Source organism: Caballeronia arationis, assembly GCF_001544975.2.
GTDB classification, from domain to species: Bacteria; Pseudomonadota; Gammaproteobacteria; order Burkholderiales; family Burkholderiaceae; genus Caballeronia; species Caballeronia arationis.
Genome location: NZ_FCOG02000019.1, coordinates 99850 through 116447, shown reverse-complemented (window position 1 = coordinate 116447; position 16598 = coordinate 99850). Strand labels below are relative to the sequence as shown.

15 protein-coding genes and 1 tRNA gene are annotated in these 16598 nt (G+C 65.9%); 9 read left to right on the top strand and 7 right to left on the bottom strand.

The annotated features are described in order from the left end of the window. Positions 1–134: 134 nt before the first annotated feature. Positions 135–1442, bottom strand: a complete 1308-nt coding sequence (locus tag AWB81_RS14300) for an MFS transporter (RefSeq protein WP_062636382.1) — start codon at positions 1440–1442, stop codon at positions 135–137. A gap of 207 nt (positions 1443–1649) precedes the next feature. On the opposite strand from AWB81_RS14300, the gene AWB81_RS14295 reads away from it, so the two are divergent. The 9 genes from AWB81_RS14295 to loiP all read left to right on the top strand — a co-directional run bounded on the left by AWB81_RS14295 (position 1650) and on the right by loiP (position 9489). Beyond that, positions 1650–2432 carry a GntR family transcriptional regulator gene (locus tag AWB81_RS14295; protein ID WP_062636380.1) on the top strand — a complete coding sequence of 261 codons (783 nt, stop codon included), beginning with the start codon at positions 1650–1652 and terminating at the stop codon, positions 2430–2432. Then, the gene (gene mdcA, locus AWB81_RS14290) at positions 2429–4090 is read left to right on the top strand and encodes a malonate decarboxylase subunit alpha (protein ID WP_062636378.1); all 1662 of its coding nucleotides are present in this window, start codon (positions 2429–2431) and stop codon (positions 4088–4090) included. Before AWB81_RS14295 ends, mdcA begins: the two co-directional genes overlap by 4 nt. Positions 4091–4095: 5 nt before the next feature. Then, complete coding sequence (locus tag AWB81_RS14285; protein ID WP_062636374.1) at positions 4096–4956, top strand: triphosphoribosyl-dephospho-CoA synthase; 861 nt, start codon at positions 4096–4098, stop codon at positions 4954–4956. A 13-nt stretch (positions 4957–4969) separates the two neighbouring features. Beyond that, the gene (locus AWB81_RS14280) at positions 4970–5272 is read left to right on the top strand and encodes a malonate decarboxylase subunit delta (protein ID WP_062636372.1); all 303 of its coding nucleotides are present in this window, start codon (positions 4970–4972) and stop codon (positions 5270–5272) included. Then, positions 5269–6117 (top strand): biotin-independent malonate decarboxylase subunit beta, encoded by an 849-nt coding sequence (locus AWB81_RS14275; protein ID WP_062636371.1) that lies wholly within the window; start codon positions 5269–5271, stop codon positions 6115–6117. Before AWB81_RS14280 ends, AWB81_RS14275 begins: the two co-directional genes overlap by 4 nt. Continuing rightward, on the top strand, positions 6114–6938 hold the full coding sequence (mdcE, locus tag AWB81_RS14270; protein WP_062636369.1) for a biotin-independent malonate decarboxylase subunit gamma: 825 nt from the start codon (positions 6114–6116) through the stop codon (positions 6936–6938). Before AWB81_RS14275 ends, mdcE begins: the two co-directional genes overlap by 4 nt. After that, complete coding sequence (locus AWB81_RS14265) at positions 6935–7567, top strand: malonate decarboxylase holo-ACP synthase (RefSeq protein ID WP_327372174.1); 633 nt, start codon at positions 6935–6937, stop codon at positions 7565–7567. Before mdcE ends, AWB81_RS14265 begins: the two co-directional genes overlap by 4 nt. Further along, on the top strand, positions 7564–8502 hold the full coding sequence (gene mdcH / locus AWB81_RS14260) for a malonate decarboxylase subunit epsilon (protein ID WP_062636402.1): 939 nt from the start codon (positions 7564–7566) through the stop codon (positions 8500–8502). Before AWB81_RS14265 ends, mdcH begins: the two co-directional genes overlap by 4 nt. Before the next feature lie 237 nt (positions 8503–8739). Further along, the gene (gene loiP / locus AWB81_RS14255; RefSeq protein WP_062636365.1) at positions 8740–9489 is read left to right on the top strand and encodes a metalloprotease LoiP; all 750 of its coding nucleotides are present in this window, start codon (positions 8740–8742) and stop codon (positions 9487–9489) included. A 133-nt stretch (positions 9490–9622) separates the two neighbouring features. Here the strand turns inward: loiP and AWB81_RS14250 are convergent. The 6 genes from AWB81_RS14250 to cysS all read right to left on the bottom strand — a co-directional run bounded on the left by AWB81_RS14250 (position 9623) and on the right by cysS (position 16578). After that, positions 9623–9716: transfer RNA gene (locus AWB81_RS14250), tRNA-Ser, on the bottom strand. A gap of 176 nt (positions 9717–9892) precedes the next feature. After that, positions 9893–11143 carry an aspartate kinase gene (locus AWB81_RS14245; protein ID WP_062636364.1) on the bottom strand — a complete coding sequence of 417 codons (1251 nt, stop codon included), beginning with the start codon at positions 11141–11143 and terminating at the stop codon, positions 9893–9895. Between the two features lie 383 nt (positions 11144–11526). Then, positions 11527–12954, bottom strand: a complete 1428-nt coding sequence (gene tilS / locus AWB81_RS14240) for a tRNA lysidine(34) synthetase TilS (RefSeq protein WP_062636363.1) — start codon at positions 12952–12954, stop codon at positions 11527–11529. Between the two features lie 25 nt (positions 12955–12979). Further along, positions 12980–13951, bottom strand: a complete 972-nt coding sequence (locus tag AWB81_RS14235; protein ID WP_062636362.1) for an acetyl-CoA carboxylase carboxyltransferase subunit alpha — start codon at positions 13949–13951, stop codon at positions 12980–12982. Between the two features lie 133 nt (positions 13952–14084). Next, positions 14085–15131 (bottom strand): DNA-3-methyladenine glycosylase family protein, encoded by a 1047-nt coding sequence (locus AWB81_RS14230; protein WP_062636360.1) that lies wholly within the window; start codon positions 15129–15131, stop codon positions 14085–14087. Between the two features lie 46 nt (positions 15132–15177). Next, entirely contained in the window at positions 15178–16578 is a 1401-nt protein-coding gene (cysS, locus tag AWB81_RS14225) for a cysteine--tRNA ligase (protein WP_062636358.1), read from the bottom strand. Positions 16579–16598 lie beyond the last annotated feature (20 nt).

Here is a 16598-nt window from a genome sequence, read left to right as displayed (position 1 = left end):
CGGGTTGTTTATTGTGTTGAGGCAATATAGCGGATCGATCCCGGCGAGTTGTTTCAGGCTGGTAACCTCGTATTACCGTCTTTCCACACCCCGCAACCTTACGCCCAGTAAGGCGTTCGCGGGATGCCCGCTGTTCAGTTCGGCAACTCCTGCCCCTTCGTTTCGGGTGCGAATGGTATCACCGCGAGACCGATCAGGAACGCGACAGAGGTAATCGCGATCGGCACGCCGAGCGTCTTCATGTTGAGCACCATCGCGCCGATGCCGAAGTTCACGATGGCCCCGACGAAGCGCCCGATCGACGTGCAGAACGCGAACGCCGTCGCACGCACGCGGGTTTCGAACTGCTCCGGCAGCCACAGGCTGAATAGCGCAAAGTTGCCGCCGAAGAAGCCGAGCACCACGAGCAGCGCGATGAACGGCACGAGCCCGTTCGGCAGATAGAACGCCCAGCCGAACGCGAGCGCGATCGACACGGCCATGCCGACGAAATACACCGCGAGCGTCTTCCTGCGGCCGATGCGCTCTGCCATCGGCGGCAAGCAGAGACAGCCGACGATCGTGCCGATCGAAAGAAGGCCCGTCGCAATCGATGCGGTTCGCGCGGCTTCCGCCTTGCCCATGCCGGCTTTGGTCGCGAGCTGGATGACGGCCGACGGCTCGTACACCGCGCCCGCCCACAGGCCGATGATCGCGACCGTCAGGAGCGTCGCGGCCACCACCGTGCGCCGCCGGTATTGCGGCGAGAAGATGGTCCGCAGCGAACTCGCGTGCTTGACGGCGCTCGCTTCGGCGCGCTGCCACTTGTCGGTTTCCTTCACGCGCAGGAGCACCACGATCGACACGACGACCGGAAACAGGCCGACGAGAAACATCGCGCGCCAGCCGAAGGTCGCGCCGATCGTGTAGTTGAGCGCCGCGGCGAGGAAGAAGCCCGCGTAATAGCCCGTCTGCAGATAGCCCGCGCCCATCTTGCGGCGATCCTCCGGCCATGCTTCGGCGACGTAGGTGCCCGCGAGCGCCCATTCCCCGCCGATGCCAACGCCCGCCAGGAACCGGTAGATGCCCAGTTCCCAGACCGAATGCGACGTAGCGGCAAGCCCGGTGAAAATCGCGAACGTGAAGATTGTCGCGGCGAGCACTTTCGTGCGGCCGAAGCGGTCCGCGAGCGGTCCCCAGATAAACGACAGGCCCCAGCCCACGAGGAACAGCGCGAAGAGTATCGAACCCGCAAGCCCGACGTTCGCGGGCGTCGCCGCATAGCCCGAGCGCGGCAACAGCTCCGTGAGCGCAGGCGCGAGCACCAGCGCGTAGATGAACGAATCCATGCCGTCGAGCGTCCAGCCGGCCCACGCGCCCCAGAAGCCCGTGATCTGGGAACGGTTGAGCGGCGTGCGGGTGCGTCGGACGGAAGGTACAGGGCGATCCACCGTGGTCGGCATGACGTGTGTCTCCTGTCGGCCAGAGTGAGCGATTCAGGCGCCAACTCTGGCCCCATGCAAGGTAGTTTCGGAAGGAACCTCGACGCGCTTTTTCCGGGCCTGTGCGGGTCGCGTCGTCTCTAGGGTAAGCACCATAAAAGCAGAGATGCCATTTTATATATAATATTTGAACTCGCACCGACGACAAGTCCGCACTTCTACCTAGCCATGACGACCCACAAGCCCGATGTGTTTGCAGCAAGCTCTTTTCGCGACGCGCAGTTCGAGCCGCGACAGAGCACGTCGCGCTTCATTGCCGATGCGTTGCGCGCGGCGATCGTCGAGGGGTCGCTGTTGCCGGGCGAACCGTTGCGGCAGGACGCAATCGCGCGCCAGTTCTCCGTGAGCGCGATACCCGTACGCGAGGCGTTCAGGCAACTCGACAGCGAAGGCTGGGTGACGATCGAGCCGAATCGCGGTGCGTCGGTCAGCTTGCAATCCGCCGACGAGGCGCGCGAGATCTACGAGATCCGTGCGTCACTGGAGAGCCTTGCGATCGGGATCGCGATCGAGCATCACACGCCCGAGACGCTCGCCACGTGCCGCGCGCTGCTCGAAGCCGCCGCGAACGAGCCCGATCCCGCGCTCTATGTGGTGCGTAACGAGCAGTTCCACATGAGCCTCTACGCGCCCGCGAACCGTCCTCGCCTGATGGAACTAATCGGCCAGATGCACCGGCGCGGCGAGCGTTATCTGCGCGTGAAGTTCGGGCTGCCGACCTTCAAGGGCCAGTCCGACGCCGAACACGAAGCGATCTTCGAAGCCATGCGCGCGCGCGACATCGAAGCGGCGCAGCGGCTCGTCGCGCGTCATTTGCTGGCGACGGGCGAACTCGTCTATCGTTTCCTGAGCGAAGCGCAGGCGTTCGCTCAATCCACTCACGCGAAGAAGCGGCGCCGCCCGGCAGCGCGCCATGCCGCGACTTCCTCCACCGGCGAAGCCAAGCCATGAACTCGTCCGATCCGAAGCTGCGGCAATGGAATACTCGTGCGCTGGAGAAGGCGCGTCGTCTCGCCTTGATCGAGCCATGGCTCGACAGCGGCGTGCTGAAATCGGAGCGCATCGTCGATGCACTCGAAGCGCTGATCGCCCCCGGCGATCGCGTGGCGCTCGAAGGCAACAACCAGAAGCAGGCAGACTTTCTCTCGCGCGCGTTCGCGAAAGTCGATCCGGCGCGCGTGCATGATGTGCATCTGCTGCTGTCGAGCATCAGCCGGCCCGAGCATCTCGCGCTGTTCGAAAACGGCATCGCGCACAAGGTCGATTTTTCGTTCGCGGGGCCGCAGAGCCTGCGTGTCGCGCAACTGCTCGAAGACGGGAAGCTGGAAATCGGCGCGATCTATACCTACATCGAGTTGTATGCGCGCATGTTCATCGACCTCACGCCGCAGGTGTCGCTTGTGTGCGCGGTGCAGGCGGACCGGCAGGGCAATCTCTACACGGGCGCAAACACCGAGGACACGCCGACCATCGTCGAGGCCACCGCGTTTCGCCACGGCATCGTCGTCGCGCAGGTGAACGAGATCGTCGATGAACTGCCGCGCGTCGACATACCCGCCTCGTGGGTCGACGTGGTCGTGAAAGCGGACCGGCCGTTCGCGGTCGAGCCGCTCTTCACGCGCGATCCGCGCCACATCGGCGAGTTGCAGATCCTGATGGCGATGATGACCATTCGCGGCATCTACGAGCGCTACGGCGTGACGACGCTCAATCACGGCATCGGCTTCGATACCGCCGCGATCGAGTTGCTGCTTCCGACGTACGGCGAATCGCTCGGGCTCAAGGGCAAGATCTGCAGGAACTGGGCGCTCAATCCGCATCCGACCTTGATTCCCGCAATCGAAAGCGGCTGGGTCGAGAGCGTGCATTGCTTCGGCAGCGAAGTCGGCATGGAGAACTACATCGCCGAGCGCTCCGACGTCTTCTTCACCGGCCGCGACGGCAGCCTGCGCTCGAACCGCGTGCTGTGCCAGCTGGCCGGCCAATACGGCGTCGATCTTTTCATCGGCTCGACGCTGCAGATGGACGCCGATGCCAACTCGTCGACCGTTACGCTCGGACGTCTCGCCGGTTTCGGCGGTGCGCCGAACATGGGCCACGATCCACGCGGGCGCCGCCATTCGAGCGAGGCGTGGCTCAAGCTGATGAAGTCGGACGGACCGAATCCGGCGATCGGACGCGGCCACAAGCTGGTCGTGCAGACCGCCGAGACGTTCAAGAAAGGCGGCGAACCGACCATCGTCGACGCGCTCGATGCGATCGCCGTCGGCGAGAAGAGCGGCATGCCGATCGCGCCCGTGATGATCTACGGCGACGACGTGAGCCATGTGGTAACCGAGGAAGGCATCGCGTACCTGCACGCGGCCGAAGGTGTCGATGAGCGGCGCGCGGCGCTGGCGGCGGTCGCGGGCGTCACGCCGATCGGCATGCGTGCCGATCCCGCGAAAACCGCCGAACTGCGCCGGCGCGGCATCGTCGCGTTCCCCGAGGATCTCGGCGTGCGGCGCGGCGAAGCGAAGCGGTCCTTGCTCGCGGCGCGCAGCATCGACGATCTCGTCGCGTGGTCGGGCGGACTGTACGCGCCGCCCGCGAAATTCAGGAGCTGGTGAGCGCGATGGCGGCCGCCCTTCCCCTTTTACGAATCGACGCGCCCGGCGATCCGGCGCTCATCGCCGATTACGCCGTCGCTGCCCTGATCGACGAAGCCTGTCTCACGCCGAAGCCCGCGCTCGTGGACCGGCGCGGCAGCGGCGCGCATCGCGACCTCGATCTCGACACGATGCTGCGCTCGGCGCGCGCGCTTCGACCCACGTTCTTCGCGATTGCGCGCGCAGCGGCGGGCGAGCGGCCGTCGCAGGCATTGCGCGAGCGGCTCGCGCGCATCGGCCGCGAAGGCGAGCACACGATGATGACCGCCACCGGCGATAGCAACGCGCATCGCGGGGCGATCTGGATCGTCGGCTTGCTGTGCGCGGGCGCCGCGATGAACGCGCCGGACGGCAGCGAAGCCATCTGCGCCTCGGCGGCCGCCATCGCGCGCTTTCACGACCGCTTCGCGCCGCAAGCCGCGGCATCGAGCCACGGCGCGCGCGTCGCCGCTCGATACGGCGTCGCGGGCGCGCGGGGCGAAGCGCGCGAAGGCTTTCCGCATGTATCGCGCATAGGCCTCCCCGCGCTCGTGAACGCGCGCGCCAGGCATCTGAACGAAGACGACGCCCGTCTCGACACGCTGATCGCAATCGTCGCATCGCTCGACGACACGTGTCTCTTGCATCGCGGCGGCCTCGCAGCATTGCGCGCCGCTCAACACGGTGCGCGGCGTGTCATCGAAGCGGGCGGCGTTGCGCAGGAAGCCGGCCGCGCCGCACTCGCGCGACTCGACCGCACGCTGCTCGCGCTGAATGCATCGCCTGGCGGCGCCGCGGACCTGCTCGCCGCGACGCTTCTTCTCGACCGCCTGCAGCGCCTCAACTGAAGAGGAACGATCAATGGAAAACATGCGTTATGAGTATCCCGCGACGCGGCCTGTGAAGCGGCGCGCGCACGTCGGCGTGGTCGGCTCGGGCGATCTCGAAGTGCTGCTCTCGCCTTCCGGTGCGCCGCATGCGGAGGTTGTGATCCGCACCAGCGTCGATGGCTACGGACACGTGTGGAAGAGCGTCCTCGACCGCTTCTTCACGCGCTACGACGGCGCTGCGAAAATCGAACTCAACGACTTCGGCGCGACGCCCGGCGTCGTGATGCTGCGGCTTGCGGAAGCGGTCGAAGCAAGCGAGGAAGACGCGCCATGAACGCTCACGACACCTTCATCGCGCGGCACAGCTTCATCGAACTGACGGCGCGCGAACGCACAATCGCGCTGCTCGACCGTGGCACCTTCCGCGAACTGCTCGGACCGTTCGACCGGCTGGAATCGCCCTGGCTTGCGATGCAGAACGTCGTCTGTCAATCCGACGACGGCGTGGTCATCGCGCGCGGCATGCTCGGCGGCGAGCCGGCCGTCGTCGCTGCCATCGAACCGGCGTTCCAGGGCGGCAGCATCGGCGAAGTCTCGGGCACGAAGATCGCCGCCGCGCTCGAACTCGCCGCGCGCGAGTTCGATTCAGGACGCGCGATCCGTCCCGTGGTCCTGTTCGAAACGGGCGGCGTGCGTCTGCAGGAGGCGAATCTCGGGCTCGCGGTCATCGCGGAGATTCAGGCGGCGATCGTCGCGTTGCGGCGGCACGTGCCGGTCGTCGGCGTGATCGGCGGGATGGTCGGCTGCTTCGGCGGGATGTCGCTCGCGGCCGCGCTCTGCACCGAACTCGTGATGACGCGGCAGGCGCGGCTCGGCATGAACGGCCCCGAAGTGATCGAACAGGAAGCGGGCGTCGAGGAACTCGACTCGTCCGACCGCAAGCTGATCTGGTCGATGATCGGCGGCGAGGAGCGCGTCGCGGTCGGGCTCGCGGATACGCTCGTCGAAGACGACAGCGGCGAAGTGCGCGCGGCGGTCATCGCTGCGTTCGAGCGCGGCGTACCGGCGCAGCATCGCAGCGAACAGGTGGACCGGCAACTCGAACGGCTCGCGCGCGTGAACCCGGACGCCATCGATCCCGACACGCTGCGCACGCTCTGGCAAGGAGATTCACGATGACCGATGCCCTTTCCAGGTCCCGCGGACAGCGCTGGTTCGACGCGCTGACATCGCACGCCGGCGCGCAGCAAAGCGGACCGATCCGCGCCGCCGATGCCCCGCTCGGCGACGAAACCGCGCGTTTCATCGCGGTCGTGCCCGATCCGCAAAACCGCTTTCCTCGCGCGCGCGACAACGTCGTCGGGCTCGAACAGGGCTGGCTGCTCGCCCGCGCGGTGCGCGAAGCGCTCGACGCCGATCGCGATGCCGCGACGAAACGTCCGCTCGTCGCGATCGTCGACGTGAAGAGCCAGGCCTACGGCCGGCGCGAAGAACTGCTCGGCGTCCATCTGGCGTGCGCCGCCGCCGTCGATGCCTACGCGCAGGCGCGGCTCGCGGGCCATCCGGTGATCGCGCTGATCGTCGGGCCGGCGATGTCGGGCGCGTATCTCGCGCACGGCTATCAGGCGAACCGCATCGTCGCGCTCGACGCGCCCGGCATCGCCGTCCACGCAATGGGCCGCGAAGCCGCCGCGCGCGTAACGCGCCGCAGCGTCGAAGGGCTCGACGCGCTCGGCGATACGGTGCTGCCGATGTCGTACAAGATGAGTGCGTATGCAAGGCTCGGGCTGCTGCACGAACTGATCGAAGGCGTCGATGCCGACGCGCCCGCCGATGCCGATATCGAACGTGTACGCGCCTCGCTGATCGATGCGGTGAAGGATGCGCGGCGCGGCCCGCGCGATCTGTCGAATCGTCTCGCTTCCGCCGAGGCGAAACGCACGCGCGCGGCATCGATCGAAGCGCGGAAGCGGTTGGCCGAACAATGGGACGCGCAGTGACCCTGGACCTGCGACCGCACGACCTGCTCCGCCTCGTGCCCGACGCGCCCGCCTTCGCCGACGCGCCCGCGTGGGTCGCGGACGCACTGGCGCGTGCGCCTTGGGTCGTCGTGCGCCGCGCGCCGCGTCTCGACGCTGCGATTCCCGTCGGTGTGCGCGGCTCGACGCGCAGCGAGCGCTTCGGGACTTGGCTTCATCCGCGCGATGTCGCGAGCGTCATCGCGCCCGAGGACCTGCGCTCACCGGCGTCCAGCCGCTCGACACTGCCCGCCTTCGCGCTCCTTCGCGCGGTGGCGCCCTTGCTCGACGCCACGGGCTGCGTTTGGGGTCCGACGGGCAGCGCGGGCTTCGAACTTGCGAGCGGCGTCGCGACCGTCACCCCCGCGAGCGATCTCGATCTTGTGATGCGCGCGCCCGAACCGCTTGCCCGCGAGCGCGCAGCCGCGCTCTTCGATACGCTTTCGAACGCGGCGCGCCATGCCGCCACGCGCATCGACGTGCAAATCGAGACGCGTGATGCCGCGTTCTCGCTCGGCGAATTCGCGCGCCCGAACCTGCGCGTGATGTTGCGTTGCGCCGATGGCCCGAAGCTCGTCGCCGATCCGTGGCGCGCGGAGTCGGTCGCGTGATCGCGTTCCTGTTTCCCGGCCAGGGTGCGCAAGCCCCCGGATTCCTGCATGCGCTCGGCGGCACCGATCCGCATCCGCTGATCGCGGCCACGTTGTCCGAAGCGTCCGACGTCCTGAAGCTTAACGTGCTCGATCTGGACAGCGCCGATGCGCAGCGTTCGACTGTCGCGGTTCAGGTCGCGCTAGTGGTCGCGGGCGTCGCGGCGATGCGCGCGCTGGGCGCCGAAGGCATCGAACCCGAGGCGACCGCGGGCTTGTCGGTGGGCGCGTACGGCGCGGCGGTCGCGAGCGGCGCCATTGCGTTCGACGATGCGCTGCGGCTCGTGCAATTGCGCGCGCAACTGATGGGAAACGCGTATCCGTCGGGCTACGGCATGCTTGCGGTCGTCGGGCTGAACGGGCGCGAGATCAGCGCGGTTATCGCGGAAAGCGGCGTCGACGATGTCTATGTCGGCAATCTGAACGCGCCGCGTCAGATCGTGCTCGCCGGCAGCGACGCGGGGCTCGAGCGCGTGCGGCAGCGCGTGCTCGAACGCGGCGCGCGCAAGGCCGAGCGCCTCGCGGTGAGCGTGCCGTCGCACTGCGAACTGCTCGACGCCGCCGCCCGCCAGCTGACCGACGCCGCGCGCGAGGTCAGGTTCGATGCGCCGCGCATTCCCTACATCGGCAATCGCGGCGCGCGCGTGCTGCGCACCGCCGATGCCGTCCGCGACGATCTCGCGACCAACCTGCGTCATCCGGTGCGCTGGCATGAAGCGTCAGTCGTGCTCGGCGAACTCGGCGCCCGCGTCTTCGTCGAGATGCCGCCGGGACGCACGCTCACCCAGCTCGCCGACGAGGCCCTGCCCGACATCGCGACAGTTGCCGTCGAGCAATCGTCGATCGGCTCGGCTGCGGCGCGCGTGCGCGCCGCGATCGCCCGCAGCGGCGCCTGAAGCCGCGATCAAAGCCGATCACATCGCCGATTTCCTGCGTCCCGACGGCTGCCGGGTATCCGCGCGTTCGCTCGCTTGCTAACATCCTCCTTACGACAACCGTCGCGCGCCTGTCCACTGACTCGACGGCGTAAGCAAATAGGAAACATCGGGTAGCGCTGCCCTTTCCTTCTGTCGACCATCACGCACAGGCGGTCTATGCCGCTGTCGAGGTTCTTCTACACAGGAAAGCAAACAATGAGACTTCACCGTTTTTTCATCGCGGCTTCTTTCTGCGCGACGCTCGCCGGCTGTGCGGGCATGGACCCGAACGCGCTCGTGCAATCGGGCACGCTCGCGACGCAGGCCGCCATGCTCAGCGACGCCGACGTCCGCACCCTCTCCGACAAGTCCTGCACGCAGCTCGACAAGGAAAACACCATCGCGCCGGCCAGCAGCACGTACACGCAACGCCTGAACAAGATCGCCGCGCAGCTCGGCAACAACATCAACGGCGTGCCCGTCAACTACAAGGTCTACATGACGAAGGACGTCAATGCGTGGGCGATGGGCAACGGCTGCGTGCGCGTCTATAGCGGCCTCATGGACCTGATGAACGACGACGAAGTGCGCGGCGTCGTCGGACACGAGATGGGACACGTCGCACTGGGGCACACGAAGAAGGCGATGCAGGTGGCGTACGCGGCGTCGGCGGTGCGCTCGGTGGCATCGTCGGGGACGGGTGTGGTCGCGAGCCTGTCGTCGTCGGAGCTGGGCGATCTCTCCGAGAAGTTCGTGAACGCGCAGTTCTCGCAGGCGCAGGAAAGTGCCGCCGACGATTATTCGTTCGATATGCAGAAGAAGAAGGGACTCGATCCTTCCGGGCTCGTGACGGCGTTCAACAAGCTGGCGAAGGTCGATGGCGGCCAGTCGAGCATGTTGAGTTCGCATCCGGCTTCGCCCGCGCGCGCGAAGCATATTCAGGACCGGATTGCGTCGGGGAAGTGACGGCGATATGGGACCGATACGGCCTCTGATGTCGAGGCCGTTCGTTTGATCGAAGGGAATCGACGCTCGCTTGAGCACCCAAAAACAAAAACCCCGCAGAGCCTAGACTCTGCGGGGTTCTCTCTGCCATCGCTGGCGGAGACGGAGGGATTCGAACCCTCGATCCAGGTTTTGGCCCAGATGCTCCCTTAGCAGGGGAGTGCCTTCGACCTCTCGGCCACGTCTCCCAAACTTTCGGTCGCGCAGGGAGTCAGCGCGACGAAGCCAAGATAATAGCGGGTTCGAGAGCGCCGGTCAATTTCGCAGACGAATTTTTTCGTTCGCCCAACGCATGCCCTGCACTCGACAACCCGCGCCGACGCGACAGCCCGCGAGCCGTCCGCGTCGCGTCAAGAACGCGCCATCAAACGCGATCGAGTTCGAACGCCTTGTGCAGCGCGCGCACGGCAAGCTCGGTGTACTTCTCGTCGATCAGTACCGAGATCTTGATCTCCGACGTCGAGATCATCTGGATGTTGATGCCCTCTTCCGACAGCGTGCGGAACATCGTGCTCGCGATACCCACGTGCGAACGCATGCCCACGCCGACCACCGAGACCTTCGACACCTTCGGATCGCCCAGCACGCGCTCGGCCTTCACGTGATCCTTCACCTGGCCGTTCAGGATATCCATCGCGCGATGGTAGTCGCCGCGGCCGACCGTGAACGTGAAGTCGGTCTTGCCGTCCACGCTCTGGTTCTGGATGATCATGTCGATGTCGATGTTCGCATCGGCGACGGGCCCCAGGATCTGGTACGCGACGCCCGGCTTGTCGGGCACGCCCATGACGGCGATACGCGCTTCGTCACGCTGGAACGCGATGCCCGAAATCACTGCTTTTTCCATGTTCTCGTCTTCTTCAAAAGTAATCAGGGTGCCCGAGTGCATTTCGTCGTCGAGCGGCATCAGCGGGTCGGTCAGGCTGGAGAGCACGCGCGTCTTCACCTGATACTTGCCGGCGAATTCCACCGAACGGATCTGCAGCACCTTCGAGCCCAGGCTCGCCATTTCCAGCATTTCCTCGAAGGTCACGCGATCGAGCCGGCGCGCTTCTTCGACGACGCGCGGGTCCGTGGTGTACACGCCGTCGACGTCGGTATAGATCAGGCATTCCTCGGCCTTCAGCGCCGCGGCGATCGCGACCGCCGACGTGTCCGAGCCGCCGCGGCCGAGCGTCGCGATATGGCCTTCCGGATCGACGCCCTGGAAGCCCGTGATGACGACGACCTTGCCCGCGTCGAGCTCGGCGAGCACGCGTTCGCCGTCGATCTCGCTGATGCGCGCCTTCGTGAATGCGCTGTCGGTCTTGATCGGCACTTGCCAGCCGGCGTAGCTCACGGCTTCGAGGCCTTCCGCATGCAGCGCGATGGCGAGCAGCCCGACGCTCACCTGCTCGCCGGTGGACGCGATCATGTCGAGCTCGCGCGGATCCGGATCGGGCGTGATGTCGCGCGCGAGACCGAGCAGGCGATTCGTTTCGCCGGACATCGCCGAGGGCACGACGACCATCTTGTGGCCGGCCTTGTGCCATTTCGCGACGCGCTTCGCGACGTTCTTGATGCGCTCGACGGAGCCCATCGAGGTGCCGCCGTATTTGTGTACGATGAGTGCCATTGTCGTTTTGAACTGGAGGAAAAACCGCGCTCGAAGCGCTACGGCTGTTGCGATCGACGGCTTAGGGTGGCGTGGGATTCGGCAACGATCGTGGCGCGCATCGTTTGGATAGCGCAGATGCCGCTCGCGCGAGACTCGTCAGAGCCTGCTGCACGAAGGTGCGCTTTATGGCCGCTTTATGGTCGCAACATGCACGCTTTGTGCATGGTGCTGGCGGCGAAGATCGGGGTCACGGATCTCGTGGACGGACGCAGATGCTACACAAAACGCACGGCGGACAAACGAGTTAAATTACCCGATCGGGTCTCAAAATACAAGTCGAAACAGGCATTTGGCCCTGTTCGGCGCCCATTTTGCAGACATTGTCCGTCGCTGGTTTCACATCACGCAATGATCACGTCCGGCCGCCACACGATGCGCCGGCGCGGACCGCCTGAGTCGTCTCCCGCCCCGCGATTCACGCCGATGAGCGGCACGAATAGCAGCGCCTCGCCGACAAAGACGAGCGGCACATCGCGCTTCCACGCGGGCACGCCGCGCTCCTGGAACAGATTCTTGAGCGTACGGCCCGGCGCATCGGCGGCAAGCCGCAGCCGTTCGCCGCCCGAGCGCGAACGCGCGACGAGCGGCGCCGAGCGCAGTACGCTTTCCGCGACCGCGTCGGTATCGTCCGCGTCGTCGCACGGCTCGAACACCAGCGTGCCGCGCCATTGCGGCAATCGCCAGACTTCCTCGCCCTGCCACCGCAATTCGACCGGCATCTTCGGCGCGGCCGCGCGTTCGTCGAGATCGGGCGGATCGGCGCTGTCGCCCTTCTCCCAGAAGATCGAGCCGCGATATTCGCGCAGGCAATGTCCGGCGTGATCGATGCGCAAGGCGTGGCCGTCGCGCGTCGCGAGCGCGTCGCGCAGTTGCCGCAGCATGTCGGCGATACGCGCCGTCGACGCCGCGGCGAGGCCGAGCGATCGCATCCAGTAGCGCAGCAGATTGACGGCGCGCTCGTCGTCGAATGCGAGGAGCACGTCGAGCGCGAGTGCGCCGTCTTCGCGCCGCGCGGCATCGAGATCGATGCGCGCGAGTTCGTCGAGCAGACGCTGCGCCGACGCCGCGTGCGATGCCGTACGCGAAAGCGCGTCACGAAAGCCGGGAAAATGCACGGCGAGCACCGGCAGCACGTCGTGCCGGAGCGCGTTGCGGGCGTAGCGCGTATCGACGTTCGATTCGTCGTCGATCCAGTTCAGGTCGCGTTCGTGCGCGTAGGTTTCGAGCTGCGCGCGCAGCAGGTTGAGCAGCGGCCGCACGCGCGGCACCGCGAGCGCACCGTCGGCGCGTTCCGGCGCCATCGCGGCGAGCCCGGCCACGCCGGCGCCGCGCAAAAGTTGCAGCAGGACGGTCTCGGCCTGATCGTCGGCGTGATGTGCGAGCCAGAGAGAACGTGCGCCGTGCTCGTCGCACAGCGCATCCAGCGCGCGATAGCGCACGTCGCGCGCCGCGGCTTCGAGACTCTCGCCGCCCGCGCGCGTCACTTCGATGTGGCGCGCCGCAAAGCGCACGCCGAGCGAATCGGCGAACGATTCGCAGTGCACGGCCCACGCATCGGCGTTCGGGCTCAAGCCGTGATGGACATGCAGCGCGACCACGCGCGATGCGCCCGCGACGCGCACGGCGGCATCGAGCAGCACGGTCGAGTCGAGACCGCCGCTCAGCGCGACTGCAAAGAAAGCATCGGGAGAAACCGTTCCGCGACCGAGCGCCGCGCGCACCGCCTCGGTCACGAGGCGGCTGGCGGATGTGTCGGTGCCGGATGTCACGATACAAGCGCGCGGGGTGCACGGCTTACGCGCCCGGCAGCGTTTCCTTGAACTTGCCGTAGGCCATCAGCTTGTCGAAGCGGCGTGCGCGCACGTCGTTCACGTTCATGCCGTGGAACTGGCGCAGCGAATCGGCGAGCGCCCGGCGCAGGAGAGCGGCCATGCCCTTCGGATCGCGATGCGCGCCGCCGAGCGGTTCATTGACGATCTTGTCGATCAGCCCGAGCGCCTTCAGGCGATGCGCGGTGAGCCCGAGCGCCTCGGCCGCTTCCGGCGCCTTCGCCGCGCTCTTCCAGAGAATCGACGCGCAACCTTCCGGCGAGATCACGGAATACGTGGAGAATTGCAGCATCATGACACTGTCAGCAACCGCGATCGCGAGCGCGCCGCCCGAGCCGCCTTCGCCGATGATTGTCGTGATGATCGGCGTCTTCAGCTCGGCCATCACATAGAGATTGCGTCCGATCGCTTCCGACTGCCCGCGCTCCTCGGCGCCGATGCCGGGATACGCGCCCGGCGTATCGACGAATGTGAAGATCGGCAGGCCGAACTTCTCGGCGAGACGCATCAGCCGCTCGGCCTTGCGATAGCCTTCCGGGCGCGGCATGCCGAAGTTGCGCATCGCCCGCTCCTTCGTGTCGCGGCCCTTCTGATGGCCGATCACCATGCACGGCTGGCCGTTGAAGCGCGCGAGGCCGCCGATGATCGCGAGGTCGTCGGCAAACGAGCGGTCGCCGTGCAGTTCGTGGAAATCGGTAAAGAGCTCGCTGACGTAGTCGAGCGTGTAAGGGCGCTGCGGATGACGCGCGATTTGCGAAACCTGCCAGGGCGTCAGGTTCGCGTAGAGATCTTTGGTCAGTTGCTGGCTTTTCTTCGACAGCCGCTCGATTTCTTCCGAAATATCGACAGCGGAATCGTCCTGAACGAAGCGCAACTCTTCGATTTTCGCTTCGAGCTCAGCGATCGGCTGCTCGAAATCCAGAAACGTGGTCTTCATTGTTCGAATCCTAGGAGCTGGGCAGCGCGTATTCTAACCGCGCGTCACCCTGACAAATTCGGGTCGCAACTATCAAGTATAAGATAGCGATAGCGACCTGTCTTATTGTTTTCAGCGGGCTTGCCGTAGACCCTCAATGATCGGCAGGGATCGGATCGAGACTGCGCCACATGTACCACGTTGCGACGGTGCGCCACGGCTCCCAGTTCGCCGCGACTTCGCGCGCCTCGCTCCGCGTGACCGGCTCGCCGCTGAAATAGTTGACGCTGATCGCCTGGATGAGGCCGAGGTCGTCGAGCGGCAATACATTCGGGCGCGACAGGTTGAAGATGAGAAACATCTCCGCCGTCCACCGGCCGATGCCGCGAATCTGCGTGAGTTCGGCGATCACGGCTTCGTCGTCCATCGAGGTCCAGGTATCGACGTGCAGCGCGCCCGACTGGAAATGCTGGGCGAGATCCAGAATGTATTCCGATTTGCGCTTCGAGAGTCCGCACGCCTGCAGTTTTTCGTGACCGAGCTTGATGAACTGCTGCGGCGCAAGCTTCGCGCACGCCGACTCGACGCGCTCCCAGATGCTCTGAGCGGCGCGCACGGAAATCTGCTGGCCGACGACCGAGCGCGCGAGCGTCGTGAACGGATCGTCACGGTTGATCAGATGCACCGGGCCGAACTTCGGAATCAGCTTCTTGAGAATGCGGTCGCGCTTCACGAGGTCGGCACATGCCTTGTCCCAGTATGCGGGGCGCGTAACTTCGGGCTTGAGTCCGCCGATCTGCACCGGCACCGCGGCTTCCGGGGTGATCGCGCGCGACTTGCGCACGACTTCGCCTTCGTGCTGCGGATCGCGCACGAGCGCCTGGACCGAAGCGCCTTCGCCTTTTGTTGCGGACGCTTTCGCTGCGGCGCCATTGGCGGCCGTTGCACGCACCCGTTTTCGCGATGCGGGCGAAGGCGTAACGGCCTTGCCTGCGCGCGCGGCGCCATTGCCGCGGCTGGCGACCGTCACATCGTCGGACGCCGCTTTCTTCGCCTGGCTCTTGCGCGCGATCGCGTGGGCTGCACCGTTCACTGCCTTCGCAGGCGCCTTCGCCTGCGTGCGCCGCGCGGTCTTCGTCGCGGGCGCTGCGTTTCTTGCGGACGCGGCTCGCTTAGCCGGCGCCTTCCTGGCCGTTGCCATCATGCCTCCTGCCTGGTGAGTCGATTGAGGGTGTGAAGGGCCGCGCTCAGACGCGGCGCCATTCGGTCGACCCACCCGGTTTGTCTTCAAGCGCAACACCGGCTTCGAGCAACTGTGCGCGGATCCGGTCTGCTTCGGCATAGTTCTTCGCCTGCTTCGCTGCAACGCGAGCGGCGATCATCGATTCGATCTCGGCCGGCGCGATGCCTGCATCGCCCGTGCCTTTGCCCACTGCCTGCTGCAGGAACGCGCGCGGCTCGCGGCCGAGCAGTCCGAGCACGCCTGCGAGCTGCTTCAACTGGCGCGCGAGCGCTGCGTCGCGCGTGCGGTTCACTTCCGTCGCGAGATCGAACAGCACCGACACCGCGACGGGTGTATTGAAGTCGTCGTTCATCGCCGACTGGAAGCGCTCTGCATTCGGTTCGTTCCAGTCGAGCGGCTGATCGTCCGGCTCCACGTCCTTCAATGCGGTGTAAAGACGCGTCAATGCGCCGCGCGCGTCTTCGATGTGCACGTCACTGTAGTTCAGCGGCGACCGATAGTGTGCCCTCGCAATAAAGAAGCGCACCACTTCCGCATCAAATTTTTCAAGAACCTCGCGGATCGTGAAGAAGTTGCCGAGCGACTTCGACATCTTCTCGTTGTCGATCTGCACGTAACCGTTATGCATCCAGTAGTTCACGAACTGCTTGCCGGTTGCTGCTTCGCTCTGCGCGATCTCGTTCTCGTGGTGCGGGAATTGCAGGTCCTGTCCGCCGCCGTGGATGTCGAACTGGTCGCCGAGCAGGTCGCAACCCATCGCAGAACATTCGATGTGCCAGCCCGGGCGACCGCGGCCCCACTTCGAGTCCCACCCGGTGTCGGCGGGCTCGCCTTCCTTCGACTGCTTCCACAGCACGAAGTCGAGCGGATCTTCCTTCGCTTCGTTCGCGGCGACGCGCTCGCCCGCGCGCAGGTCTTCGATCGACTTGCCCGACAGCTTGCCGTAGCCCGCGAACTTGCGCACCGCGTAGTTCACGTCGCCGTCCTTGCCCTGATACGCGTAGCCGTTCGCCGCGAGCATGTCGATCATGCCGAGCATCTGCGGGATGAAGTCGGTCGCGCGCGGCTCGATGTCGGGGCGCGCCACGCCGAGTGCGTCCGCGTCTTCGTGCATCGCGTCGGTGAAGCGCCGGGTGAGCGCCTTGATCGGCTCGCCGTTCTCGACGGCGCGGCGGATGATCTTGTCGTCGATGTCGGTGACGTTACGCACGTACGTCACGTTGTAGCCGAGCGTGCGCAGCCACCGCTGCACGATGTCGAACACGACCATCACGCGCGCATGGCCGACGTGACAATAGTCGTATACCGTCATTCCGCAGACATACATGCGCACCTCGCCATCCCGAAGCGGCACGAAAGATTGCTTGTCACGCGCGAGCGTGTTGTAGATGCGCAGTGGATTCATAGAAGGCGATGCGTGGGTCG

Excerpts from the sequence above, each read along its gene's own strand:
- AWB81_RS14300 (WP_062636382.1), bottom strand. The coding sequence starts at position 1,442 with ATGCCGACCACGGTGGATCGCCCTGTACCTTCCGTCCGACGCACCCGC.
- AWB81_RS14295 (WP_062636380.1), top strand. The coding sequence starts at position 1,650 with ATGACGACCCACAAGCCCGATGTGTTTGCAGCAAGCTCTTTTCGCGAC.
- mdcA (WP_062636378.1), top strand. The coding sequence starts at position 2,429 with ATGAACTCGTCCGATCCGAAGCTGCGGCAATGGAATACTCGTGCGCTG.
- AWB81_RS14285 (WP_062636374.1), top strand. The coding sequence starts at position 4,096 with ATGGCGGCCGCCCTTCCCCTTTTACGAATCGACGCGCCCGGCGATCCG.
- AWB81_RS14280 (WP_062636372.1), top strand. The coding sequence starts at position 4,970 with ATGGAAAACATGCGTTATGAGTATCCCGCGACGCGGCCTGTGAAGCGG.
- AWB81_RS14275 (WP_062636371.1), top strand. The coding sequence starts at position 5,269 with ATGAACGCTCACGACACCTTCATCGCGCGGCACAGCTTCATCGAACTG.
- mdcE (WP_062636369.1), top strand. The coding sequence starts at position 6,114 with ATGACCGATGCCCTTTCCAGGTCCCGCGGACAGCGCTGGTTCGACGCG.
- loiP (WP_062636365.1), top strand. The coding sequence starts at position 8,740 with ATGAGACTTCACCGTTTTTTCATCGCGGCTTCTTTCTGCGCGACGCTC.
- AWB81_RS14245 (WP_062636364.1), bottom strand. The coding sequence starts at position 11,143 with ATGGCACTCATCGTACACAAATACGGCGGCACCTCGATGGGCTCCGTC.
- AWB81_RS14235 (WP_062636362.1), bottom strand. The coding sequence starts at position 13,951 with ATGAAGACCACGTTTCTGGATTTCGAGCAGCCGATCGCTGAGCTCGAA.
- AWB81_RS14230 (WP_062636360.1), bottom strand. The coding sequence starts at position 15,131 with ATGGCAACGGCCAGGAAGGCGCCGGCTAAGCGAGCCGCGTCCGCAAGA.
- cysS (WP_062636358.1), bottom strand. The coding sequence starts at position 16,578 with ATGAATCCACTGCGCATCTACAACACGCTCGCGCGTGACAAGCAATCT.